The organism is Janthinobacterium silvisoli, from assembly GCF_014200725.1.
Classification (GTDB): Bacteria; Pseudomonadota; Gammaproteobacteria; order Burkholderiales; family Burkholderiaceae_D; genus Janthinobacterium.
Window position 1 is genome coordinate 212762 of sequence record NZ_JACHCL010000004.1, and the last position, 23089, is coordinate 235850.

Annotated in this window: 21 protein-coding genes and 1 tRNA gene; 8 read left to right on the plus strand and 14 right to left on the minus strand. The window is 61.1% G+C overall.

Annotated features, from left to right (window positions below; translation table 11 throughout):
* Positions 1-19: 19 nt before the first annotated feature.
* The gene (locus tag HDE75_RS20005) at positions 20-1276 is read left to right on the plus strand and encodes an extracellular catalytic domain type 1 short-chain-length polyhydroxyalkanoate depolymerase (RefSeq protein ID WP_260174212.1); all 1257 of its coding nucleotides are present in this window, start codon (positions 20-22) and stop codon (positions 1274-1276) included.
* Here the strand turns inward: HDE75_RS20005 and HDE75_RS20010 are convergent.
* The 3 genes from HDE75_RS20010 to HDE75_RS20020 form a co-directional block, all read right to left on the minus strand.
* Positions 1269-2429, minus strand: coding sequence for an HD-GYP domain-containing protein (locus HDE75_RS20010; RefSeq protein WP_183679526.1), 1161 nt, complete (start codon positions 2427-2429; stop codon positions 1269-1271). The genes HDE75_RS20005 and HDE75_RS20010 overlap by 8 nt on opposite strands.
* 36 nt (positions 2430-2465) lie before the next feature.
* Positions 2466-5504 carry a response regulator gene (locus HDE75_RS20015; protein ID WP_183679524.1) on the minus strand — a complete coding sequence of 1013 codons (3039 nt, stop codon included), beginning with the start codon at positions 5502-5504 and terminating at the stop codon, positions 2466-2468.
* A gap of 95 nt (positions 5505-5599) precedes the next feature.
* On the minus strand, positions 5600-5803 hold the full coding sequence (locus HDE75_RS20020; protein ID WP_183679522.1) for a cysteine-rich CWC family protein: 204 nt from the start codon (positions 5801-5803) through the stop codon (positions 5600-5602).
* A gap of 231 nt (positions 5804-6034) precedes the next feature.
* Here HDE75_RS20020 and argB point away from each other — a divergent pair, with 231 nt between their 5' ends.
* Together argB and HDE75_RS20030 are read left to right on the plus strand one after the other, a co-directional pair.
* Complete coding sequence (argB, locus tag HDE75_RS20025) at positions 6035-6928, plus strand: acetylglutamate kinase (RefSeq protein ID WP_183679873.1); 894 nt, start codon at positions 6035-6037, stop codon at positions 6926-6928.
* A gap of 41 nt (positions 6929-6969) precedes the next feature.
* Positions 6970-7044 (plus strand) — tRNA-Thr (locus HDE75_RS20030).
* A 132-nt stretch (positions 7045-7176) separates the two neighbouring features.
* Here the strand turns inward: HDE75_RS20030 and HDE75_RS20035 are convergent.
* Complete coding sequence (locus HDE75_RS20035) at positions 7177-8085, minus strand: TraB/GumN family protein (protein ID WP_183679520.1); 909 nt, start codon at positions 8083-8085, stop codon at positions 7177-7179.
* 44 nt (positions 8086-8129) lie between these two features.
* On the opposite strand from HDE75_RS20035, the gene HDE75_RS20040 reads away from it, so the two are divergent.
* The 3 genes from HDE75_RS20040 (at position 8130) to pabB (ending at position 11393) form a co-directional block, all read left to right on the plus strand.
* Positions 8130-8864 carry a pyrimidine 5'-nucleotidase gene (locus HDE75_RS20040; protein WP_183679518.1) on the plus strand — a complete coding sequence of 245 codons (735 nt, stop codon included), beginning with the start codon at positions 8130-8132 and terminating at the stop codon, positions 8862-8864.
* A 102-nt stretch (positions 8865-8966) separates the two neighbouring features.
* A complete protein-coding gene (gene slmA / locus HDE75_RS20045; RefSeq protein ID WP_183679517.1) occupies positions 8967-9542 on the plus strand; it encodes a nucleoid occlusion factor SlmA in 576 nt (191 codons plus the stop codon).
* A 21-nt stretch (positions 9543-9563) separates the two neighbouring features.
* Complete coding sequence (pabB, locus tag HDE75_RS20050) at positions 9564-11393, plus strand: aminodeoxychorismate synthase component I (RefSeq protein WP_183679515.1); 1830 nt, start codon at positions 9564-9566, stop codon at positions 11391-11393.
* On the opposite strand, the gene HDE75_RS20055 is transcribed toward pabB, so the two are convergent.
* Together HDE75_RS20055 and HDE75_RS20060 are read right to left on the minus strand one after the other, a co-directional pair.
* Complete coding sequence (locus HDE75_RS20055; protein ID WP_183679513.1) at positions 11390-11749, minus strand: DUF1428 domain-containing protein; 360 nt, start codon at positions 11747-11749, stop codon at positions 11390-11392. The genes pabB and HDE75_RS20055 overlap by 4 nt on opposite strands.
* A 129-nt stretch (positions 11750-11878) precedes the next feature.
* Positions 11879-12487 carry a glutathione peroxidase gene (locus tag HDE75_RS20060; RefSeq protein WP_183679511.1) on the minus strand — a complete coding sequence of 203 codons (609 nt, stop codon included), beginning with the start codon at positions 12485-12487 and terminating at the stop codon, positions 11879-11881.
* A gap of 195 nt (positions 12488-12682) precedes the next feature.
* Here HDE75_RS20060 and HDE75_RS20065 point away from each other — a divergent pair, with 195 nt between their 5' ends.
* Positions 12683-13846, plus strand: a complete 1164-nt coding sequence (locus HDE75_RS20065; protein WP_183679509.1) for an extracellular catalytic domain type 2 short-chain-length polyhydroxyalkanoate depolymerase — start codon at positions 12683-12685, stop codon at positions 13844-13846.
* Here the strand turns inward: HDE75_RS20065 and HDE75_RS20070 are convergent, their stop codons facing one another.
* From HDE75_RS20070 to HDE75_RS20095, 6 genes are all read right to left on the minus strand, one after another.
* On the minus strand, positions 13847-15301 hold the full coding sequence (locus tag HDE75_RS20070; protein ID WP_183679507.1) for an NAD-dependent succinate-semialdehyde dehydrogenase: 1455 nt from the start codon (positions 15299-15301) through the stop codon (positions 13847-13849). It lies immediately after the preceding gene.
* A 78-nt stretch (positions 15302-15379) separates the two neighbouring features.
* A complete protein-coding gene (locus HDE75_RS20075; protein ID WP_183679505.1) occupies positions 15380-16222 on the minus strand; it encodes a PPK2 family polyphosphate kinase in 843 nt (280 codons plus the stop codon).
* Entirely contained in the window at positions 16219-16641 is a 423-nt protein-coding gene (locus HDE75_RS20080) for a CoA-binding protein (protein ID WP_183679503.1), read from the minus strand. The genes HDE75_RS20075 and HDE75_RS20080 overlap by 4 nt, the downstream gene beginning before the upstream one ends.
* Positions 16642-16686: 45 nt before the next feature.
* Positions 16687-17334, minus strand: a complete 648-nt coding sequence (locus HDE75_RS20085) for a bifunctional 2-keto-4-hydroxyglutarate aldolase/2-keto-3-deoxy-6-phosphogluconate aldolase (protein ID WP_183679501.1) — start codon at positions 17332-17334, stop codon at positions 16687-16689.
* A gap of 57 nt (positions 17335-17391) precedes the next feature.
* Positions 17392-19116 (minus strand): L-arabinonate dehydratase, encoded by a 1725-nt coding sequence (araD, locus tag HDE75_RS20090; RefSeq protein ID WP_183679499.1) that lies wholly within the window; start codon positions 19114-19116, stop codon positions 17392-17394.
* Complete coding sequence (locus tag HDE75_RS20095; protein WP_183679497.1) at positions 19113-20135, minus strand: 2-dehydro-3-deoxygalactonokinase; 1023 nt, start codon at positions 20133-20135, stop codon at positions 19113-19115. Before HDE75_RS20095 ends, araD begins: the two co-directional genes overlap by 4 nt.
* A 178-nt stretch (positions 20136-20313) precedes the next feature.
* Between HDE75_RS20095 and HDE75_RS20100 the strand changes: the two genes are divergently transcribed.
* Positions 20314-21255, plus strand: coding sequence for a LysR family transcriptional regulator (locus HDE75_RS20100; RefSeq protein ID WP_183679495.1), 942 nt, complete (start codon positions 20314-20316; stop codon positions 21253-21255).
* 4 nt (positions 21256-21259) lie between these two features.
* Here HDE75_RS20100 and HDE75_RS20105 read toward each other — a convergent pair whose 3' ends face one another.
* Positions 21260-22027, minus strand: a complete 768-nt coding sequence (locus HDE75_RS20105) for an SDR family NAD(P)-dependent oxidoreductase (RefSeq protein WP_183679493.1) — start codon at positions 22025-22027, stop codon at positions 21260-21262.
* 59 nt (positions 22028-22086) lie between these two features.
* Positions 22087-23079, minus strand: a complete 993-nt coding sequence (gene araD1, locus HDE75_RS20110; protein WP_183679491.1) for an AraD1 family protein — start codon at positions 23077-23079, stop codon at positions 22087-22089.
* Positions 23080-23089 lie beyond the last annotated feature (10 nt).

The following is a 23089-nucleotide window of genomic DNA, read 5'->3' on the forward strand; positions in this document are numbered from 1 at the left end:
GCACGATTAAAGGATGGACATGAAACTAGCTCAAGACATGCTGGCGCAAATGCGCGCGGCAAGCCGTAATCTGATGGGTGGCGCGACTGGCAGCGGGATGGCAAACACGCCCGCCGCGGTGACTGAAACCATCCAGCGCGCACTGGCTGCGGCCGGCCTGGCGCCAGGCGCCGCCGCGCCGCAAACGCCTGACACGGCGCGCACCATGCACGATATCAATCCACCGCCGGCAGGCGCAGCGCAGCCAGAAGCAAAGCCGGAAGCCGCACCGGGAACACCACAATCGGCTGCGCACACCATGGCCCAGGATTTTATGGCGCGCCTGGGCCAGCATCACTTTGATATGCCCAGCTTTGAGATGCCGAACTTCCAGCCGCCCGGCTTTGGTGCGCCCGCCACAACGCAGGCGCCGCTGCCGGCCGGTGCGCAATTTATCGATGGCAGCTACCGCAACCATGCGGGCACGCGCAGCTACAAACTGTACATCCCCAGCAGCTATCACGGCCAGGCCATGCCGCTGGTGGTGATGCTGCACGGCTGCACGCAGAACCCCGACGATTTCGCGGCCGGTACGCAAATGAATGCGCTGGCCGAAGAAAAGCAGTGTTTCGTGGCCTACCCGGCGCAGACCCAGGGCGCCAACAGTTCGCGCTGCTGGAACTGGTTCAATGCGATAGACCAGCAGCGCGGCCAGGGCGAACCGTCGATCATTGCAGGCATTGCGCAGCAGATCATCAATGACTACCCGGTCAATGAACGCGAAGTGTTCGTCGCCGGCCTGTCGGCGGGCGGCGCCATGGCCGTCATCGTCGGCACGCTATATCCGGAAGTATTTGCCGCCGTGGGCGTGCATTCAGGCTTGCCGTTCGCCTCGGCGCAAGACTTGCCGTCGGCGCTTGCGGCCATGAAAGGCGGCGCCATGCCGGATCCGAAACGCAAATCGCCGGCTGGCGGCGTGCCCATCATCGTTTTCCATGGCGACCGCGACACCACCGTCAACCTGCGCAACGGCGATGAACTGATCGCCCAGGGCGTGCGCAGCCAGTCAGGCAGCCAGTCGGCAACAGCGGCGTCCACCGGTGGCAGCGTACCGAATGGCCACCGCTACACGCGCACCACGCACAGCCAGGCCGACGGCTCGCCGCTGGGCGAATACTGGGTGATCCATGGCGCCGGCCACGCCTGGTCAGGCGGCAGCAACAGTGGCAGCTACACGGACGCCAAGGGCCCCGACGCCAGCCGCGAGATGATGCGCTTCTTTAAAACCGTCAGCTGATTTCTGCGGCAAACGGCGCCAGCTGCTTCTGCTTGGCGGCGATCTCGGACACGCCATCCGCATAGCGGTTTGAAATCGCGATGAACTGGTCCTGGATCTGCAAGAAGGCGTCGACGATCTCGGCATCGAAATGCGTGCCGCGTCCCTCGACGATGATGTGCACGGCGTGCGCATGGTCCATGCCCGTCTTGTAGACGCGCCGGCTGATCAGGGCGTCGTAGACGTCGGCCAGCGCCATCAGGCGCGCCGCGATGGGAATATCTTCACCGGCCAGCCCTTGCGGATAACCGCTACCATCCCATTTTTCATGGTGGCTGTAGGCGATCTCCTTGGCCAGCTTGAGGAAATCGACTTCAATGCCCAGTTCCTGTTCGGCCGACAGGATAGCCTTGTAGCCCAGGGTGGTATGGGTCTTCATGATCGCCATCTCGTGCGGCTCGAAGCGGCCCGGCTTGAGCAGGATATGGTCGGGGATGCCCACCTTGCCGATGTCGTGCAGCGGCGCTGTCTTGAACAGCAGTGCTATCGTCTTGTCGGTCAGGAAATCGCGGAAGCGGGGCAGCTCGCGCACCTTTTCCGCCAGCGCCTTCAGGTAGTGCGAGGTGCGGCGGATATGGTTGCCCGTCTCGCTGTCGCGCGTCTCGGCCAGCGACGCCATGGCGTGGATGGTCACGTCCTGCAGCGCCTTGATCTCTTGCACGCGGCGCTCCACTTCAGTTTCCAGGTAGTGATTCTGGTCGCGCAAAAAATCCTGCATGCGCTTCATGGCCAGCTGCGTCTTGATACGCGCCAGCACGATGGGCGCCGAAATCGGCTTGGTGATGTAATCGACGGCGTCCAGCGACAGGCCCAGCTGCTCGTCGGCCACTTCGCTCATGGCAGTGACAAAAATCACGGGGATATCCACGGTGGCGGGATCAGCCTTCAGTGCGCGGCATACATCGTAACCGCTCATGCCCGGCATCATGATATCGAGCAGGATCAGGTCTGGCTGGTCGGCGCCGGCGGCGATCTTCAGGGCGCGCTCGCCATTGACGGCGATCTTGGTGCGGTAGTCGTTTTCCAGCACCGCGCGCAGCAGGTCGATATTGTCGGGTGTGTCATCGACCACCAGGATGGTCGGCTTGCCATGCTTGCTGTTCAAGGCTGTCATGCCCGTCCTTTATTCTTCATAGTCATCCTTATAGTGTCAGCCCAGTGTCAACTTCAGCGCTGCGGCCACTTCATTGAGCTGCACCAGCGCGCCTTCAAAATCGTATAAACCCAGCATGCGCTTCAGGCGGCGCGCATATTCGGCTTGGCCGGCCGCCACCAGCACCGGTGCGATACCTTCCAGGTGCTTGACGGCTTGCGCATCGTCCTGCTGCAGCAGTTGCGACAGCTCGCGCAAGTCCGCTTCCAGAATCGCAAGATCTACCTGCGCCGTACCACCGCCAGTATCCCTGGGCGCGGCGGATAGCTGCATGGCCTGGGCGATCCGCGGCACCAGCGCATCCAGCGTCTGGGAGCAGGTGGCCAGCGCCTGCGGCAAGCCGTCGTGCGAGTCCAGGCTCAGCAAATGTTCCACGCGCGCGGCGCTATCGGCCAGGCTGGCGGCGCCGATATTGCCGGCCAGGCCCTTGAGCGTGTGGGCTTCGCGTATCGCCGTCTCGCGCTGGCCGTGCGCGATGGCCGCGCCTATGCGTTGCATGGCGTCGAACTGGGTTTCGACAAAGCGGTCCAGCAATTTTCGCATCAATCCCGCATTGCCGCCCATGCGGCGCAAGGCGTCTTCCAGCTTCAGGCCGGCAATCACCGGCAAGGCCGCTTCCGGCGCCGCTACCACCACGGCCAATTCCTGCGGCCTGGCCGGCGCGATCCAGCGCGCCAGGGTGCCGAACAGCTGCGCCACGTCGATGGGCTTGGCGATGAAATCGTTCATGCCGGCGTCCAGGCATTTCTCCTTGTCGCCCACCATGGCGTTGGCCGTCATGGCAATCACAGGCAGGCTGGAATAACGGGCATCCTGGCGCAGCTTGCGCGTGGCCTGGTAACCGTCCATCACCGGCATCTGGCAATCCATCAACACGCCGTCATAAGCGTTTTCCGCGATTTTCGCCAGTGCGATGGCGCCATTGCCAGCGATATCGACGCGGATGCCGGCGTCGCTGAGGATTTGCTGCGCCACTTCTTGGTTCACTTCATTGTCTTCCACCAGCAGCAGCCAGGCGCCGCGCAAGGAACGCGCATCATCCTTGTAGCTGCTCTGGCGCTGCGTCTTGCGGCTCTGCCCCGCGCCACCGCCAAACACTTGCACCATCTGGTCGAGCAGGGCCGATGGACTGACCGGCTTATTCAACACGCCATCGAGCAGCAAACTGCGCTGGCTGGCTGACTCCAGCAGTGCTTCGCGGTGATAGGCGGTGACCATGATGCAGGCCGGCGGCGCATCGCCGCCAGCGGCGTCGGCGCGTATGCCGGCCAGCGCGTCGAGGCCATTCATGCCCGGCATTTTCCAGTCCATCAGCACCAGGCCGTACGGCCGTCCCTCGGCGCGCGCCTGCGCCACGGCGCCGATCGCCAGCACGCCGCCAGAGACAGCCTGCGCCTCGAAACCGAGCGCCGCCAGCATGCCGATAAAGATGGCGCGCGCGCTCGGATTGTCATCGACCACCAGCACGCGCAAGCCCTTGAAGGACGACGGTACGGGCAGGCTGTCGCGGCGCACGGCCGCCAGGCCAAAGCGCGCCGTGAAGTAAAAAGTGCTGCCTACGCCCGCCTCGCTTTCCAAGTTGATCTCGCCTTCCATCATCTCTACCAAGCGCTTGCTGATGGTCAGTCCCAGGCCAGTGCCGCCATGGTGGCGCGTAGTGGACGTGTCTGCCTGCGTAAAGGCCTGGAACAGCTTGCTGCGCTGGGCAGGCGTCAAGCCTATGCCGGTGTCGCGCACATCGACGCGCAAGACGGCCGCATGCTGCTCCAATTGCTGCAGGCGGATGCTGACGACGATCTCGCCCTTCTCCGTAAATTTGATGGCGTTGTTGGTGAGATTAATCAGCACCTGGCCCAGGCGCAGCGGGTCGCCCTGCAGCGCATTGGGCACGTCGGCGGCGATATCGAACAGCAGTTCCAGTCCCTTGTCCTGGGCCCGCATCACGGACAGATCGGCAATCTGCGCCAGCACGTCTTCCAGGTAAAAATCGACTTTTTCAAAACTCATCTTGCCCGCCTCGATCTTGGAAAAATCGAGGATGTCATCGATGATGGCCAGCAGGTTCTTCGACGCCGATTCGACCTTTTCCAGATAATTGCGCTGGGTCGGCGTCAGCTCCGTCTGCAACGCCAGATGCGTCATGCCGATGATGCCGTTCATCGGCGTGCGGATTTCGTGCGACATATTGGCCAGGAAATCGGACTTCATCTTGGTGGCGTCTTCGGCCACCTCGACCGCGTGGCGCAGATCCTGTTCCACCGCCAGGCTGGTGCTCATGTTTTTCAGCGCCTGCATCAATTCGCCCGTCTCGTCGCGCGACACGACTTCAATATGGGTACTGAAGTCGCCGTTGGCCACGCGCGTGGCAATCGCCACCGCCTGGCCCAAGGGGCGCGTGATGGAACGGGCCGACCAGGCGAACACCAGACCGACCAATAACGCCGCCAGGCCGATACCGCCCATCAGCAGCAAGGACGTGTCGATATCGCCGCGTATCCTGGTGGCGCTGTCGCGGATCTGCTGCTGCAGCAAGACATCGAGCTGGCCCACGTACAGCAGCACCTGCTCCAGCACGGGCAGGGTCACCGTCTTCATGGCCTGTTCCGCCGCCGTGCGCTGGCCCTGGCCGAGCAGCGCGAACACCTGCTGCAAGGAGGCGTAATACTCGGCGCGCGCACTATGCACCTGCTCCAGCAAACGCTGCTCCTCCGGCAAGGTATCGAGGCTTTCCAATATGCCGACCTGGCGGTCGATAGCGCGCTTGATCGTTTCCAGGCGCGCCTGATTTTCAAGACGCAGTTCAACGCTAGGCTGGATGGGCAGGCTGACGATGCGCGTGGCCGCCTCGCGCGCCAGCGCATGGATCTTGCTGGTGGCCTTGGCGGCGACCCAGTCGCGCTGCAGGATGGCGTCGCTCTCGGCCCGTATCGCATAGATACGGCTGCCGGCGAGCACGATCACGACCAGCATCAGCCCGATCAGGATGGCGTAACCCGCATTGATGCGCACGCCGATCCGGATATCCCTGAAACGCATGATTATTTCCTATCAGAAACGCTTAAAAACGAAGTCTGACCGGATTCTGCTACGCTTTGCAAGCAATTTTGCAAAAAGATTAACAGCGGTAGCGCTTATTTGACAGACGTTGGCGGGATGATAGGCGCAGTCTGGGCCGCGATATGCGCTTGCAGGCAAGCCGGGCACCAGCAGCCGATGGTCGTGCTGCCCGGCACGGGAACAGCTGGGGGCAAAGCCATGCACCAGCATGCGCCAGCGCTTGCGGGGTCAGTCTGGCCGCAATGAAAAGTGGCGCCGCACAGGGTGCACAGGCTCATGGTGGGTAGTGAATTGACAACTGTGTGACGCCCCGATACAAAAGATGACGCAAATGTAAGGAGCAGTAAAAAGGCTGGTCGGGAAGCATATCGATCCAGACTATAGGATGCTCAGGGAAAATACAACAAGATCGTCCTATAATGCCTCCAAGATTTTCGTCTTCCCTGTAAAATCTCACAAATCTATTTTCCGGACTCGCCATGAATCAACTTGCTAACTTGAACCTGGACATGAATGACGACTTGACAGCGGTGGAGCCGCAAATCAAGGCGCAGATTCTGGCCGAGGCCCTGCCCTACATCCGTAATTTCCACGGCAAGACCATCGTCATCAAATACGGTGGCAACGCCATGACGGACGAACGCCTGAAACACGGCTTCGCGCGCGACGTCATCCTGCTCAAGCTGGTCGGCATGAACCCGGTCGTGGTGCACGGCGGCGGACCGCAGATCGACAACGCGCTGAAAAAAATCGGCAAGCAAGGCAGTTTCGTGCAAGGCATGCGCATCACCGACGAAGAAACCATGGAAGTGGTGGAGTGGGTGCTGGGCGGCGAAGTCCAGCAAGACATCGTCATGCTGATCAACCATTACGGCGGCCAGGCTGTCGGCCTGACCGGCAAGGACGGCGGCTTGATCCGTGCACGCAAGATGCAGATGCCGGACCGCGAACATCCGGGCGAATTCCTCGACATCGGTTTCGTCGGCGAGATCGACGCGATCAATCCGGCCGTCGTCAAGGCGCTGCAGGACGACGCCTTCATTCCCATCATCTCGCCTATCGGTTTCGGCCAGGACGGCCAGGCCTACAACATCAACGCTGACGTCGTGGCGGGCAAGATCGCGGAAATCCTGAAAGCCGAAAAGCTGATCATGATGACCAACATCGCCGGCGTACAGGACAAGCAGGGCAATCTGGTGACCGATCTGTCGGCGCGCGAGATCGATGAAATGTTCGCAGACGGTACGATTTCGGGCGGCATGCTGCCAAAAATCTCGTCGGCACTCGACGCCGCCAAGTCCGGCGTGAACACCGTGCACATCATCGATGGCCGCATCGAACACTCATTATTGCTTGAAGTGTTGACCGAACAAGCATTTGGCACTATGATCCGTTCGCACTAAAAAATAAACTCGGCGCGATGTCTGCAGCGCCGATTTTTTACGCCCTTGTAGCTCAGTGGTAGAGCACTCCCTTGGTAAGGGAGAGGCCACGTGTTCAATCCACGTCAAGGGCACCAGTTATCTCTAACTTCCCCGCAGCTGAAAAAATGTCCATGGCGGCGTTGTATCGCTTTGCCCTGAACAGTTTTCCATCTGCTCTGCTATCCGATAGCCAGCGTCTACTCTGGCTTCTGTCTTGCTCTCCCTGTTTAATATACCCGCTCTACCTTCAGGCCACGCTTGCGCAGCAGGTCCGGGACGCTGTTGTCGCCCACCAGGTGCATCACGCCGATCGCTGCCAGGCTGTTCTTTTCACGCGACAGGAGTCTGGCGATGCCGTCGGCCAAAGTCGGGTTGCGGCCGTCGAGCAAGACTTTTTGCATGAACTGGGCGGCGTAGGACGGGTCGGCGGCCATTTCGTGGGCCAGGCGCTCGAAGGCTACCTTGTCGGCGGTGCGCCAGGCTGACGCCAGTTCGCGCGCTTCCTGCTTTTCATTTTCGTCATCGATCGAGGTAATGCCGTCTTCCAGGAAGCGGCACTGCTGGTCGGGCGTCATGGCGCCGAACAGCGCCAGCTGGCCTTCCGTCGATTCCAGTTCCACCACCGGGATCTTGCGTAGCTTGGCCTGCTGCGACAGATAATTATCAACGGCCAGTTCCGAGCTGTAGCCCAGGCTGGAAAACTCGCCGATGGCCAGCATGCTGGCCAGCATCCATGGTTTCATCGGCGCCACCGCCTCAACAGGCATGCCGTATTTTTGCAACAGTGTCGTCAAGCGGGGCATCAGCGCCTGGCGGCAGGCATATTTAGCTTCCTCACCGGGCGCCAGCATGCCATATTTGAGCACGGCAGCGACAGTTGCTTTCTGGTCGCCGGTAACGTCGACTTCCACTGCCAGCGCGCCGGCGTTCTGCAAGGCCTGCGTCACTTGTGGCTCGAGCGGAAAAAAATCGGGCGCGCCAACATGGATGGTGCCGAACAAATACAGGGTGTGGCTGGCGTCCTGCACCTTGAACAGGGCGCCCCGGTTTTGCGCCACTGGCGGCGCTTCGGCAAAGGCTGCCGGCAAAGGCAGCAAGAATAATCCGCAGAACATCACTATAATCTGGCGTCGCATGGTTTTCCTGATCGTTGATTTTTTATTCACTAGCAAAGACTCTTGTGCCCCTGCCCCATCTTAACCGCTCGTCGCCTGTCTGGCTGTTTGACCTCGACAACACCTTGCACAATGCCTCGCACGCCATCTTCCCCACCATCACGGCCAATATGAATACCTATATTGCGCGCGTGCTGGGCGATGGCGTAACGCCGGCAGGCGAGGCCGAGGTCAATGCAGCGCGCGCCGCGTACTGGCGCCGCTATGGCGCCACCTTGCTGGGCATGGTCAAGCATCACCAGGTGCAGGCCGCGCATTTTTTGCATGAAACGCACACCTTCGACGATTTGACCGCCATGATACGTGCCGAACGGGGATTGGGGACTTTACTCAAACGCCTGCCTGGCCGTAAAATTTTGCTGACCAACGCGCCGCAACGTTATTCGCGCGATGTGATGCGCCATCTGGGCCTGCAGCGGCATTTTTCACACCACATTGCCATCGAGGCCATGCATGTGCACCGCCAGCTGCGGCCCAAGCCATCGACCCTGATGCTGCGCAAGTTGATGCGCAAGCACCACATCCGGCCCGGCAACTGCATCCTGGTGGAAGATACGCTGGCCAACCTGAAGGGCGCAAAGAAAATCGGCCTGCGCACGGCCTGGGTCACGCAATACCTGAAAATGGCCGATCCGATCGGTGTGGCGAGATTGCCAAAAGCGTTAAATCGCCCCGCTTACGTCGATGTCAAAGTAAAATCTGTCCGGCATTTGGTACGCCGCCTTCATCGCCTGCGTTGAAGCAGATATGCTCCGCTCCGGCTGACGCCGGAGAGCGGGCCGCTAGCGGCGGTTACGCGTATCTGTCTCAAGGCAGCATTTTTTTTAACTACAAGAGAAAACATGGCAAGTACACCGCCGGGCCAACGCAGGCTACAAATTCTTCAGGCCCTCGCCGCAATGCTGGAGCAGCCGAAAGGCGAAAAGATCACCACAGCCGCACTGGCCGCCAGACTGGCCGTGTCGGAAGCGGCCCTGTACCGTCATTTCGCCAGCAAGGCGCAAATGTTCGAAGGGCTGATCGAATTCATCGAATCGAGCGTGTTTGGACTGATCAACCAGATCGCAGAAAAGCATAGCGACGGCATGACGCAAACGCGCGATATCGTCGGCATGCTGCTCAATTTCGCCACCAGCAATCCGGGCATGACGCGCGTGCTGATCGGCGATGCGCTGGTCAATGAAGACGAACGACTGCAAGTGCGCATGAACCAGTTTTACGACCGCGTGGAACTGGCGCTCAAGCAGTCCTTGCGCGTGGCTGCCGCCGAAGGCCATGGCAAGGAAAGCGAAGTGGCGGCGCGCGCCACCATGATGGTCAGCTTCGTCATCGGACGCTGGCACCGCTACGCCAAGAGCGGCTTCAAGATCCAGCCTTCCCAGGAAGCGGCGCTGCAAATCGCCATGCTGCTGGGCTGATCCCTCTCTCTGGCTGTTCGCATGCATCCCGATTGTTTCGCCCTGCTCGATGACGCCAGCGCCCCCGGCGCCGGCTCGCGCCTCTACACGGGCCTGGTGGAAGTGCTGCGGTGTGAAGAGGCCAGCGAGTGGCCGGCGCTGCTCGAGGCGATGCAGGCAGCCCTGGCGCGTGGCGAGTACGCCGTCAGCGTTTGCAGCTATGAACTGGGGGCGCACCTGCTGGACATGCCGCCGCGCGCTGCTGTAGCTGATGCCCCTCCCCTGGCGCAGATACTGGTGTTTGAACACTGCCAGCAGCTGTCGCAGGACGAGGTGGCGCAGTGGCTGGCAGAGCGCGCACCAAGTACAGATACGCCGGCCGGTATCGCCGCTATCACTGCCAATGTCGGCCAGGCTGAATTTACGCGCGCGCTGGCACGCATCCACGACTATATCGCCGCTGGCGACACGTATCAGGTCAATTACACCTACCGCTTGCGCTTCGATGCATTCGGCTCGCCCCTGGCCCTGTATGCCCGGCTGCGCGCGCGACAGCCGGTGCCGTATGGCGCGCTGGTGCTGCTGCCTGATGGCGGCGCGCTGCTGTCGCTGTCACCCGAACTGTTCGTGCGCCATGTGCAGGGCGAATTGACGGCGCGGCCCATGAAGGGCACGGCGCCGGCCGCAGCAGCCGAACAGATGGAAGAAAACGCGCGCCGCGCGCAAGCACTGTCGCTGGACCCGAAGAACCGCGCCGAAAACCTGATGATCGTCGACCTGCTGCGCAACGATATCGGCCGCATCGCCGCCACCGGTACGGTACACGTGCCGGCCCTGTTCGAGGTCAAACGCTACAGCAGCGTGCTGCAAATGACGTCCACCGTGCAAGCCCGCCTGCGCGGCGGCGCCAGCCTGGCGGACATCTTCCAGGCCCTGTATCCGTGCGGCTCGATCACGGGCGCGCCGAAACGGCGCACCATGGAAATCATCGCCGAACTGGAACCGGCGCCGCGCGGCGTGTACACGGGCGCCATCGGCTGGTTCGATCCACCCATCGTTGCTGGCCAGGTAGGCGACTTTTGCATGTCGGTGCCGATCCGCACCCTGGCCCTGCAGCCGCCTGGCGCAGACGGTGTGCAACGCGGCGAAATGGGCGTGGGCGCGGGCATCGTCTACGACAGCGATGCACTGGATGAATACGCCGAATGCCAGCTCAAGGCGCGCTTCCTGACGGGCCTGGTCAATGAATTCGAACTGTTTGAAACCCTGTATGCCAGCCGCCAGGATGGCTGCCGCCAGCAGGAACGCCATCTGGTCCGCCTGGCCGCATCAGCCGCCTATTTCGGCTTCGTCTGGGACGCCAACGCTGCCCGCGCCGCCCTGCAGGCGGCGTGCGCGGCGCGTCTTGATGATGCGCCCTTCCGCCTGCGCCTTGCGCTGCGCCACGATGGCAAGTTCACGGTGCAAAGCGGTGCGCTGCTGCCGTTGCCGGCAACAGTGAAAGTCATGCTGGCAAGCGAGCCTACGACGGCGGACGACCTGTTCCTGCGCCACAAGAGCAGCGTGCGTACGCGCTATGACGCCGCCTGGCGCGCGGCCGAGGCACAAGGCTGCTTCGATATGCTGTTCTTTAATGAGCGCGATGAATTGACCGAGGGCGGGCGCAGCAATGTGTTCGTCAAGCTCGATGGCTGCTGGCATACGCCGCCGCTGTCTTGCGGCCTGCTGCCTGGCGTGCAGCGCGCCGCCATGCTGGCCGACCCGGCCTGGGATGCGCAGGAAACCATCATCACGCGCACCATGCTGGATCGGGCGCAAGCGATCGTCGTCTGCAATGCCTTGCGCGGCGCGATGCCGGCCGTGCTGATCTAGGCGTCGATCTTCATCTCGTAGCCACCATAAATCATCCGCTTGCCGTCAAACGGCATCTTGGCCGGGTCCATCATGTCGGCCATGCGCGGATCTTTCATGACCTTGTCGTTGATGTCATCACGGCTGGCGCGCGATTCGTAGATGATCCAGGAAAACACCACCACTTCGCCCTCCTGCAAGTCCACCGCCTGCGGGAACGAGGTCCACTTGCCCGGCTTGACATCGTCGCCCACGCATTCGCGAAATTCCAGCGCGCCCAGTTCGCGCCAGATGGCGCCGCAAGTGCGCGACATGGCCAGATAGGCGTCAAGCTTAGCTTTTGGCACGGGCACAACAAATCCATCGACATACGCCATGCTGATCTCCTCGACTGTTGTTTTAAGAAGCAGAACAGACAGCTTAGGACAGCAATAGCAATACAACAAGCACGGCAATGAAATAAAAAAAGCAGGCCAGCGGCCTGCTTCACTATGTTCGCAGGCAGCTTACATCGCCAGCGCTTTTTCCACCGCGCCCACCAGTTTCTTGTCGTCCGGCGTCACCTTGCTGGGGAAACTTTCCACGACCTTGCCATTACGGTCGATCAGGTATTTGTGGAAATTCCAGGCCGGGGTCTTGCCGGTCAGCTTGATCAATTCCGCGTACAGCGGGTTCGGGTTCGGGCCGGACACCACCGATTTCGCAAACATCGGGAACTTCACGCCATAGGTGTTGTAGCAGAAATCAGCAATTTCCTTGCTGCTGCCCGGCTCCTGCTTGCCAAAGTCGTTCGACGGGAAGCCCAGCACCACCAGGCCCTTGCTGCCGTACTTGGCGTACATCGCCTCCAGGCCTTCGTACTGATTCGTGAACCCGCAATAGCTGGCGGTATTGACCACCAGCACGACCTTGCCCGCGTACTGGCACAGGTTTTGCGGCGCTTCATCCTGCAAACGGTTGAAGGTCTGCTTGAGGATGGCAGGGCAAGCAACAGCAGGCGTGGCTGCAGTTGCTGGCGCGGCCGTTGCAGGCTGGGCGGCGGAAGAGGAGAGGGTCATCGTCGCGCCCGCGCACAAGGCGGTCAAAGCGAACAGCTGGGCAAAGGTCTTGGACATGCGGGCACCATGAGTAAAAGAACAAAAGAATCATTCTATGCCAAACACCGCCAACGCGTATCAGGCAAAGGGGCGCAACCATGGCGCCGCGCCCCTTTGAGCGGCATCAAACCGCGTCCAATACTTGCCTAAAGGATTGTTTTTTTGATTATTCTCGACCCTCAGCCTGTTTTCACCCCTCACGTGGAGAGTCCCATGACCAAGCACTACCCTGCTGCCCTACGCACCACCTGCCTGCTGGCCATCAGCCTTGCCTTGCTGGCGCAACTGCCCCTGCCAGCCACAGCGGCCACCACAAAAGCGACTGCGGCCAACAAGGCCGACGTCATCGCCCTGCCCGCCTATCAGGCCGACCTGAGCCAGACGTCCGTTTCCGGCCTGTCCTCGGGCGCCTTCATGGCGGCGCAGTTTGCCGTCGCCTACTCCGGCACGGTGGTCGGCGCGGGCATCGTGGCCGGAGGTCCGTTTTATTGTTCCGGCGCGCCCAGCATCGGCCTGTACACGCCATTCCTGATCAACGCCACCACCACCTGCATGAATCCGGCCGCAAACAATGTGTCGCCGCCGGTATCGAGCACCCTGTGGAAAATCACGCAAGATATCGCGCTCGCCGGCGACATCGACCCCACCAGCAACCTGGCGCGGCAAAAAGTGTATCTCTTCAGCGGCACCCAGGACAACACCGTGACCACCGCCGTGGTCGACCAGACGCGCGCCTTTTACCAATTGGCGGGTACGCCGGACAGCCAGATCCGCTATGTCACCAGCGTCGGTGCCGGCCACGCCATCATCACCGACAGCAAGCAAGACACGGCTTGCCCGCTGACCGAATCACCGTACATCAATAATTGCAATATTGACCAGGCCAAGGACATTCTGACGCAAATCTATGGCCCGCTCAATCCCCCGGCCACCAGCTTGAGCGGCAAGATCATCGCCTTCAATCAGGCCAGCTTCATCAAGGGATTTAATAGTGCGCTGTCGAGCATGAGCCGCACCGCCTACGCCTATGTTCCGCAAGCATGCAATAGCCAAGGCTGCAAAGTGCATGTGGCCTTCCATGGCTGCCAGCAAGGCGCGGAAACCATCGGCAATCTGTTCTATGCCCATACCGGCTATAACGAAGTGGCCGATACCAACAAGATCATCGTGCTGTATCCGCAAGCCAATGCCAGCCTGGCGCCCGCCTACAATCCAAAAGGCTGCTGGGACTTCTGGGGCTACACCAGCTACAACCAGCTGATGCCGAATTTCTATGCCAAGAGCAGCGTGCAAATGGCGGCGGTCAAGGGCATGCTTGACCGCCTTGCTGCCGCGCGCGGCACACGGCTATCCGTCAAAAGCACAGCCAGGAAATAATCAGATACCACCCATGCAGATGTACTTGATGACCAGATAGTCATCCATCCCGTAGATCGACCCTTCGCGGCCCAGGCCCGATTGCTTGACGCCGCCGAAGGGCGCGACCTCGTTGGAAATCAAACCCGTGTTGACGCCGACCATGCCCGTTTCCAGGCCTTCGGCCACGCGCCAGACACGGCCGATATCGCGCGAATAGAAATACGAGGCCAGGCCAAATTCCGTGTTGTTGGCCAGGGCGACGGCTTCATCGTCGGTCTTGAAACGGAACAGCGGCGCCAGCGGGCCAAAGATTTCTTCGGTCGCCACGCGCATGTCGTTGGTCATGTCGGCGATCACGGTCGGCTCGAAAAAGCTGTGGCCCAGCGCATGGCGCTTGCCGCCAGCGAGCAAACGGCCGCCCTTGGCCAGCGCATCGGCCACATAACCTTCCACCTTTTGCACGGCCTTGTCGTCGATCAGCGGGCCTTGCGTGGTGCCCGCTTCGGCACCATTGCCGACCTTCAGCTTGCCGACGGCGGCCACCAGTTTTTCGGCGAACGCCTCATATACGCCGTCTTGCACATAGATACGGTTGGCGCAGATGCAGGTCTGGCCCACGTTGCGGTATTTCGAGGCCATCACGCCTTCGATGGCGGCGTCCAGGTCGGCATCGTCAAACACGATAAAGGCGGCGTTGCCGCCCAGTTCCAGCGACAGTTTCTTGACGGTCGGCGCCGATTGTTCCATCAGCAGGCGGCCAACCTGGGTCGAGCCGGTAAACGTGAGCTTACGCACGATGGGGTTCGAGGTCATCTCGCCGCCGATCTCTTTCGGCGCACCGGTAACGATGCTGAACACACCGGCCGGCACGCCTGCGCGCTCGGCCAGCACGGCCAGCGCCAGCGCGGAAAACGGCGTCGATTCAGCTGGTTTCAAGACCATCGGGCAGCCGGCGGCAAGGGCCGGACCCACTTTGCGGGTGATCATCGCGGACGGGAAATTCCAGGGCGTGATGGCGGCGCACACACCGATCGGCTCCTTGGTGACGATGATGCGGCGGTCTGCCCATGGCGATTGCAAGGTGTCGCCCGCAATGCGCTTGGCTTCTTCGGCGAACCATTCGATAAATGCCGAGCCGAACTGGATTTCGCCCTTGGCTTCGGCCAGCGGCTTGCCCTGCTCTGTCGTCATGATCAGCGCCAGGTCATCGCTGTTTTCCACGATCAGGTCATACCAGCGGCGCAGCACGGCGGCACGCTCCTTGGCGCTCTTCTTGCGCCAGGCTGGCCAGGCGGCATTCGCCGCGTCAATCGCGCGGCGCGTCTCGGCAGCGCCCATCAGGGGCACAGTGCCGATGGTCTCGCCGGTGGCAGGATTGGTGACGTCAAACGTCTGGCCGCTGTCGGCATCCACCCAGGCGCCATTCAGATAAGCCTGCTGGCGCAGCAAGGAGGAATCTTTCAATTGCAGCATATACATCTCCGGTCTGTTTACATATCGACGGGGGATACTATGCCACAGCACACCTGATCCTGCAGGCCTGCGCCACGGCTATTCGACCTTGAACGATGACAGTTTTGCATCGGGCGGCGGATACGCCAGCTTCATGCCTTGCAAGGTTTCCAGCAGCAGGGTCGCTACCGCCAGGTTGCGCTGGGTCTTGGAATTGGAGGGCACGACATACCATGGCGCGTGGTCGGCATCGGTTTCGCGGATCGCCGTTTGATAGGCGTGCTGATAGGCGTCCCACTTCTTGCGCTGGGCGATATCGTTGGGATCGAATTTCCATTGGCGGTCGGGATCGTCGAGCCGTTCCTGCAGCCGTTCGCGCTGTTCCTCTTTCGAGATATGCAAAAAGAGTTTCAGGATGACGGTACCCGTATCGCTCAGCATGCGCTCGAAATCGCGGATATGCCCATAACGGCGCTGGCATTCCGGTTTGTCGATCATGTCCTGCACGCGCGTGATCAGCACATCTTCATAATGGCTGCGATTAAAGATGGCGATCTCGCCCTTGACCGGCACATGCTGGTGCACGCGCCACAGGTAATCGTGCGCCAGTTCGATATCGGTTGGCCCCTTGAAGGCCACGGCGCGTATGCCCATCGGGTTGATGTTGGCGAAAATCGACTTGACCGTGCCATCCTTGCCCGAGGTATCCATGCCCTGCAAGACCAGCAGCACTTTCTTCTTGCGCTGCGCGTACAGCATGCTCTGATACTCGGCGATCTGCGCCGTCAGCGCCACCGTTTCCTCACGGTCCAGCGCCTTGCACTGGGCCGATGTCAGCTTCTTGTTGCCAGCCTTGGTGGCGGCGCCCAGCAAGCGCTTGCCCGCAAAATCTTCATCCAGCTGGTAGTCTTTATGGGCGCGGAACAGGGTGCGCGCCTTCATGCCGCCACCGCCAGCTTGCGGTGCTCGATTTTTGTGCAGTGGTCCATCACCACCTCCAGCCCCGCCGCGCGGACCAGCGCCGCTGCTGCTTCATTGATCACATCCAGCTGCAGCCACAGACAGCCCGCCTTGATCGCGATGGCTTCCTGCGCGATGGGCAGGATGTCGGCCGATTTGCGGAAGCAATCGACGATATCGATACGCGCCGGCGCGACAGCGGCGGCGGCCTCGCCCAGGCTGGCATAGGCGCGCTGCCGCAGCACCTCTTTGCCGGCCAGGGCAGGATTGACGGGCAGCACGCGGTAACCGTGTTCGATCAGGTAGGCGGCCACCTCGTGGCTGGCGCGTTCCGGTTTGTCAGACATGCCGACGATGGCGATGATGCGGCTGTCTTGAAGAATGCGGGCGATGTTGGACATGATGTACTCTGAAAGCGTGCGACATTGCCTGGCAAGCGTAGCAGATTATGGCTGCTTGCTGCGCACCTTCTCCATCGCTGCGACAAAGGCCTTGGCCCTTGCTTCGACGGCTGAAAAATCGCCGCTGGCGCCTGGGCCGCTCAAGCTGCTGCCGATGCCGACCGCCAGCGCGCCGTTGGCAAACCACTCGCCCAGGTTATCCACGGTCACGCCGCCAGTCGGCATCAGCGGTGCATGCGGCAGCGGGGCGCTGAGCGCCTTGATATAGGCTGGTCCAAACATCTCGGCCGGGAAGATCTTGATGATGTCGGCGCCCGCTTCAAGCGCGGTGACGATTTCCGTCGGCGTCATTACGCCCGGCATCGCCAGCACCTGATAGCGCTGGCACATACGGATGGTGTCGAGATTGACGCTCGGTGAGATGATGAACTGGGCGCCCGCCAAAATCGCCAGCCGCGCCGTTTCCGGGTCCAGCACGGTGCCAGCCCCCAGCATCACCGCATCGCCATGGCGCTGGCGCAGCGTCTTGATGACGTCCAGCGTACCCGGCGTGGTGAACGCCACTTCCAGCGCGGTGATGCCGCCAGCGATACAGGCTTCGGCAATGCCGAGCGCAATGTCAGCCGTGCCAGCACGCACGATGCCGACCATGCGCCGCTGCACGATACCCTGGAAGATGGCGTGTTTTAACATGGGATTTCTCTTTACGAAAGTTCTAGGGTTTTCATGTGCCGCATGTCAGTGCAGCTGTCAATGCGATTCGCGTGGCACGGCCGAACCACGACAACCGACCAGGAAATCGAGATCGACACCTTCGTCGGCCTGCGTCACGTGTTTGATATACATGGCCTGGTAACCACCGCGCATGGCCGGTTCCGGCGCCGTCCACTGTTCCTTGCGGCGTGCCAGCTCTTCATCGCTGACATCGAGATGCAAGCGCCGTCCATGTACATCGAGTTCTATCATGTCGCCATCGCGCACCAGCGCCAGCGGCCCCCCCATCGCCGCTTCCGGCGCCACGTGCAAGACTACGGTGCCATAGGCGGTCCCGCTCATGCGCGCATCCGAGATGCGCACCATGTCGCTTACGCCCAGCGCCAGCAGTTTTTTCGGCAAGCCCATATTGCCCACTTCAGCCATGCCGGGATAGCCTTTCGGGCCGCAGTTTTGCAGCACCATCACACAGCTGGCGTCGATATCGAGCTCAGGATCATCGATGCGCTCCTTGTAATGCTCGATGCTGCTGAATACCACCGCACGGCCACGATGCTGCATCAGTTCCGGCGAGGCGGCAGAGGGCTTGATGATGGCACCGCGCGGCGACAGATTGCCGCGCAAGACGGCGATACCACCCTCGTCCTTGAAAGGCTGGGCCAAAGGTGTGATCACATCGGGATTATGGTTTTCAGCGTCGGCCACATTCACCGCCACGCTGGCACCGGTGACGGTCAGCGCCTCGCCATGCAGCTTGCCCAGCAAGTCGCGCATGATCACCGGCAAACCACCGGCGTAATAAAAATCTTCCATCAGGTACTTTCCCGATGGCATCAGGTTCAGCAAACACGGTACATCGCGCCCCAGCCGGTCCCAGTCGGCCAGGGTCAGGTCGACGCCGATGCGCCCGGCAATCGCCAGCATATGCACCACTGCATTGGTCGAACCACCTATGGCGCCATTGACCATGATGGCGTTTTCAAACGCCTGTTTGGTCAGCACCTGCGACAGTTTTAAATCCTCATGTACCATGCCGACCACGCGCCGTCCCGTCAGTTGCGCCTGCAGCTTGCGCCGCGCATCGACTGCCGGAATCGCCGCATTGCCAGGCAAGGTCACGCCCAGCGCTTCAACCATGCTGGCCATAGTGGACGCCGTACCCATCGTCATGCAATGGCCGGTGGAACGTGACATGCACGATTCGGCTTGCTTGAACTGGTCCAGTGTCATGCGGCCAGCGCGCACATCTTCTGAAAACTTCCAGACATCGGTGCCGGAACCTATCGGCTTGCCACGGTAATTACCGTTCAACATAGGCCCGCCAGAAAGCACGATGGTGGGCAAATCGACGCTGGCCGCGCCCATCAGCAAGGCTGGCGTAGTCTTGTCACAGCCGGTCAAGAGCACCACGCCATCGATGGGATTGCCGCGTATCGATTCTTCGACATCCATGCTGGCCAGGTTGCGGAACAACATGGCGGTTGGCCGCAAATTCGATTCGCCGAGCGACATGGCGGGAAATTCGACAGGAAAGCCACCCGCCTCCAGTACGCCGCGCTTGACGAATTCGGCCAGTTCGCGGAAGTGGCCATTGCATGGCGTCAGCTCCGACCAGGTATTGCAGATACCGATCACGGGCCGGCCATCGAAGGAATCACTGGGATAACCCTGGTTCTTCATCCAGCTGCGGTGGATAAAACTGTCTTTATCATCGCCGCCGAACCAGGCGTGCGAACGGAGCGGGCGTTTGGCTGTGGTCATGATGTCTCTGTATTTTTGAGTGGAGGAAGCAGGCCGCGCTCACGGGCGATCAGCATCGCGCCGTGGCCAGCCATGCCGGCTTGCTGTTCGTCGCTGACGACGATGCGCTTGCCATAGAAAAAACCGTTTTCTTCGATCAGCAGGGCCAGTGCCTGGCGCAGCATGGGCTTGCCGGTGATGACGATGCTGGTGTCGGGCCGCATCTGGATCGCGCTGCTGTTTTTCAATGCCAGCAAGTCGCCGCTGAGCACTGCGCCGAGCAGGAAATTGGCGCGCTCATTGCGTTCGACATCGGTGAACTGGCCCAGGGTGCGCACGCTGAAACAGGCGCGCGCCAGCCCCGTCTTTTGCGCGGCAGCGGCGCCAGCGAGCACCATCTGCGGCACCAGCTCGTGCGCGAAGCCCGCTTCCAGGGTCTGGCTGATCAGGGTGTGCTGGGTGATCGCCTGCAGCAGTTCGCCCGCCACGGTGGTGGCGCAGCCGGCGATGCGGCCTTGCTCGTCCACGCTGACCAGTTTGGTATGCGAACCGGGCATGATCAGCATGGCGCGGCCCGTCAATTGCAAACGGTCCAGCAGGCCTATCACTTCGCTTTCCTCGCCGCGCATCATGTCCATCGCTTCGACATTGTGCAAGCCGACGCTGCCGGTCTGGTTGCGCACGCCGGGCACCAGCCACAGCGGCTGTAAAAACACTTCCGGCATCTGCAGTTGCACCATGCCATGCGCCAGTTGTTCGATGCCCGCCGGCGCCGGCGCATGCGGCACTTCCAGCAAACCCAGGGCAGAGGTGATCATGCCGGACGCCAGCGCCAGGCTCACCTCCGCTGGCTCGACACCGGCTTGCGCCAGCGCACCGGCGATGGTGTCGCGCACCGCCTGCTTCAATGCGTATTTATTGCCAGCGATGGCGTTGTCGCGCACGCCCACTTCAACCTGAACCTGGGCCACCTGCTTGCCATGGCTCCACAGAGCACTGCGGGTATTGGTGGTGCCGGCATCGATGGTGACGATATGCATGAGTGTAGGTGTTGAAAATCAGTATTAAAAATCAGTATTGAAAGTTGGCAGCAGGCCAGAAAACAGCTATCAAAGGAGCAAGAAGTCTCATGGTAAAGGGGCGACTAATATCTTACCAATCAATTATTCATGGATTTCGATATCGATTTTGATATGGGCTTCTGCTACTATTTGTGGCATGGATACGCCCAACCCGAACTGGTTTTTAAAGGCCCGCCTGAAAACGCGGCAACTCTTGCTGCTCATCGCGCTCGATGAGCAACGCAATATCCACCGCGCCGCCGAAGAGCTGAACATGACGCAGCCAGCCGCGTCCAAGCAGCTGAAAGACCTGGAAGACATGCTCGATGTCGAGCTGTTCGACCGTTTGCCACGCGGCATGCGGCCGACCATTTATGGCGAAACCATGATCCGCCATGCGCGCATGGCACTGACCAGTTTGTCACTGGCGCATGAAGATATCGTGGCGCTGAAAGCGGGCCTGTCCGGGCAGGTCGATGTTGGCATCATCATGGCGCCCAGCATGTCGCTGATGCCGCGTGCGATTTCCCGCGTCAAGGAAAACGCGCCCCTGCTGCGCATAGGCGTGCAGATGGAAACGAGCAACATCCTGCTGGAACGCTTGCGGCGCGGCAGCCTGGACTTCATGGTCGGCCGCATCCTCGAAGAACAGCCCGATACGGACCTGCAATACGAAGAACTGGCCGCAGAACCGGTGTGCGCAGTGGCGCGGGTCGGCCATCCGTTGGCCAGCGCGCACGGCCTGGACTTGCAGGCGATCGCCGGCGCCGCGTGGATCCTGCCGCCGCCAGGCAGCGTGCTGCGCCACCGCTGCGAAATGATGTTCCGTGGCGCCGGCTTGCCGCCGCCCGTCAACGTGGTCGACACCACCGCCCTGCTGCTGACCACCGCCCTCTTGCAGCACACCGACAGCCTGCACGTGATGCCGGTCGAAGTGGCGCGCTATTACGTGTCGCTCAATATCCTCAGCATCCTGCCGATCGAACTACCCTGCCGCATGGATGCCTTTGGCATCATCACGCGGCGCAGCCATTTGCTGTCGCCAGGTGCGACGGTGATGCTCGATGCAATCCGCGTGGCTGCCAAGGAAATCTATTGATCAATTAGCTCCAGCCTGCATCCACGATAAACTCCTGGGCAGTACACATAACGCTATCGTCCGCCGCCAGGAACAGCACCATGGCGGCGATATGGTCGGGCATCAGTTTGCCCGGCAGGCACTGGTTCCTGGCGATCTCGATTTCAGCCGCCTCGTCTACCCACAGGTCAAGCTGGCGTTGCGTCATGACCCAGCCCGGCGTGACCGTATTGACGCGGATATTGTGCTGGCCCAGGTCACGCGCCAGGCCGCGCGTCAAGCCGACCACCGCCGCCTTCGACGCCGCATACGCGGGATAACCTCCACCCTTGATATGCCATGAAATCGAACTGAGGTTGATGATGGCGCCGCCGCCCTTGCGCTTCATCCCGGCCAGCACCGACTGGCAAGTGAAAAACATGGGTCGCTGGTTGATCGCCACGCGCTCATTCCAGTAATCGACGGTGACGTCTTCCAGCTGGTGGCGCTGGTCATTGGCGGCATTGTTGACCAGCACATCGAAGTCGCCCAGTTCCTGCGCCAGTTCCGCCATCACGCGCTGCAGATCGGCGATGTCGGTGATATCGCAATGGCGAAATAGCGGCGCCGGCAAGCCAGCCGCCTGCAGGCGTTCACACAGGGCGATGCTGGCTTCCCTGGCGATATCGACAAACGCCACGCGCGCACCCTGCGCGGCAAAATTGGCGACCAGGGCTTCGCCTATGCCACTGCCGCCACCGGTGATGAATACATTTTTTCCTCGCAAGCTGGTGTAGCTGCTGATATTGGCCATGCTGTCTCCTGTTTTTTATTCAGTATGCCATCGTCGTGGCATCCGCCTGCTGCATGCACTTATAGGGTAATCACCGCAGTGCTGGTGTCCGCCTGCACTGCCAGCGTATTGCGCAAGGCCGGGCCAAACACGGGCGCCTCGATTTCATAGGTGTCACCGGCCGCCACTACGACGCCATCGGCAAAACTCAGGGTCGCGGTGCCGAAGAAATGGATGTGCACATCGCCGGGCCGGCGAAATAGCGGGTATTTGAAATGGTGGTATTCCAGGTTGGCGATGGTGTGCGACATATTCTGTTCGCCGCTGAGGAAAGGTTTTTCCCAGCGCAGCGTACCTTGCCTGTCATAGATGCGCGAAGTGCCAGCCACGTGATCGGGCAACTCACCGACCAGCAGCGCCGGCCCCAGGCCGCAGGCGCGCAGTTTGGAATGGGCCAGGTAAAGATAGTTCTGGCGCTCGGTAATATGGTCGGAAAACTCATTGCCGATGGCGTAGCCGGCCCGGTAAGGCTGGCCATCGTCGCCGATCACATACAGGCCGGCGATTTCCGGCTCTTCGCCGCCATCGAGCGAAAATGCAGGCATCACCAGAAGCTGGCCGCTGGCCTTGACGATGCTGCCATCGCCCTTGTAAAACCATTCCGGCTGCACGCCGCGCTGGCCAGCAGGTGGCTTGCCACCTTCCACACCCATGCGGAACATCTGCATGCTGTCGCTCAGCGCAGCGGCATCGCCGCCGATTTTCTGATGCATGGCATCGCGCGTATCGGCACTGCCCAGATGCGTCAGGCCGGTGCCGGTGACATGGCAATGGGCGTCATCAAAATGATCCAGCGGCGTCAATAAACTGCCAGCAGCAGCGATGTCTTCAAAACGGTAGCTTGTCTGGCCCAGCGAGGCGCTTGCCAGTTGTGCCAGGCCCGTCTTCGCCGCAATGGCGGCACGAGCCAGTGCATAAGTGCTGGCGTAACCATCGATAACGCGGATCTGTTCCTGTTCCAGCATGCCCACGCGGCGCTGGCCTTGCGGGTCTATGAATTGAACGAGCAGCATAGTCTTTATC

Bases quoted from the DNA above. Each gene is read 5' to 3' on its own strand.
- pabB (WP_183679515.1), top strand. From the start codon at position 9,564: ATGCATCCCGATTGTTTCGCCCTGCTCGATGACGCCAGCGCCCCCGGC.
- HDE75_RS20020 (WP_183679522.1), bottom strand. From the start codon at position 5,803: ATGAGCCTGTGCACCCTGTGCGGCGCCACTTTTCATTGCGGCCAGACT.
- argB (WP_183679873.1), top strand. From the start codon at position 6,035: ATGAATGACGACTTGACAGCGGTGGAGCCGCAAATCAAGGCGCAGATT.
- HDE75_RS20080 (WP_183679503.1), bottom strand. From the start codon at position 16,641: ATGTCCAACATCGCCCGCATTCTTCAAGACAGCCGCATCATCGCCATC.
- HDE75_RS20070 (WP_183679507.1), bottom strand. From the start codon at position 15,301: ATGCTGCAATTGAAAGATTCCTCCTTGCTGCGCCAGCAGGCTTATCTG.
- HDE75_RS20005 (WP_260174212.1), top strand. From the start codon at position 20: ATGAAACTAGCTCAAGACATGCTGGCGCAAATGCGCGCGGCAAGCCGT.
- HDE75_RS20075 (WP_183679505.1), bottom strand. From the start codon at position 16,222: ATGAAGGCGCGCACCCTGTTCCGCGCCCATAAAGACTACCAGCTGGAT.
- HDE75_RS20065 (WP_183679509.1), top strand. From the start codon at position 12,683: ATGACCAAGCACTACCCTGCTGCCCTACGCACCACCTGCCTGCTGGCC.
- araD (WP_183679499.1), bottom strand. From the start codon at position 19,116: ATGACCACAGCCAAACGCCCGCTCCGTTCGCACGCCTGGTTCGGCGGC.
- HDE75_RS20100 (WP_183679495.1), top strand. From the start codon at position 20,314: ATGGATACGCCCAACCCGAACTGGTTTTTAAAGGCCCGCCTGAAAACG.
- HDE75_RS20035 (WP_183679520.1), bottom strand. From the start codon at position 8,085: ATGCGACGCCAGATTATAGTGATGTTCTGCGGATTATTCTTGCTGCCT.
- HDE75_RS20015 (WP_183679524.1), bottom strand. From the start codon at position 5,504: ATGCGTTTCAGGGATATCCGGATCGGCGTGCGCATCAATGCGGGTTAC.
- araD1 (WP_183679491.1), bottom strand. From the start codon at position 23,079: ATGCTGCTCGTTCAATTCATAGACCCGCAAGGCCAGCGCCGCGTGGGC.
- HDE75_RS20055 (WP_183679513.1), bottom strand. From the start codon at position 11,749: ATGGCGTATGTCGATGGATTTGTTGTGCCCGTGCCAAAAGCTAAGCTT.
- HDE75_RS20095 (WP_183679497.1), bottom strand. From the start codon at position 20,135: ATGCATATCGTCACCATCGATGCCGGCACCACCAATACCCGCAGTGCT.
- slmA (WP_183679517.1), top strand. From the start codon at position 8,967: ATGGCAAGTACACCGCCGGGCCAACGCAGGCTACAAATTCTTCAGGCC.
- HDE75_RS20105 (WP_183679493.1), bottom strand. From the start codon at position 22,027: ATGGCCAATATCAGCAGCTACACCAGCTTGCGAGGAAAAAATGTATTC.
- HDE75_RS20010 (WP_183679526.1), bottom strand. From the start codon at position 2,429: ATGACAGCCTTGAACAGCAAGCATGGCAAGCCGACCATCCTGGTGGTC.
- HDE75_RS20060 (WP_183679511.1), bottom strand. From the start codon at position 12,487: ATGTCCAAGACCTTTGCCCAGCTGTTCGCTTTGACCGCCTTGTGCGCG.
- HDE75_RS20085 (WP_183679501.1), bottom strand. From the start codon at position 17,334: ATGTTAAAACACGCCATCTTCCAGGGTATCGTGCAGCGGCGCATGGTC.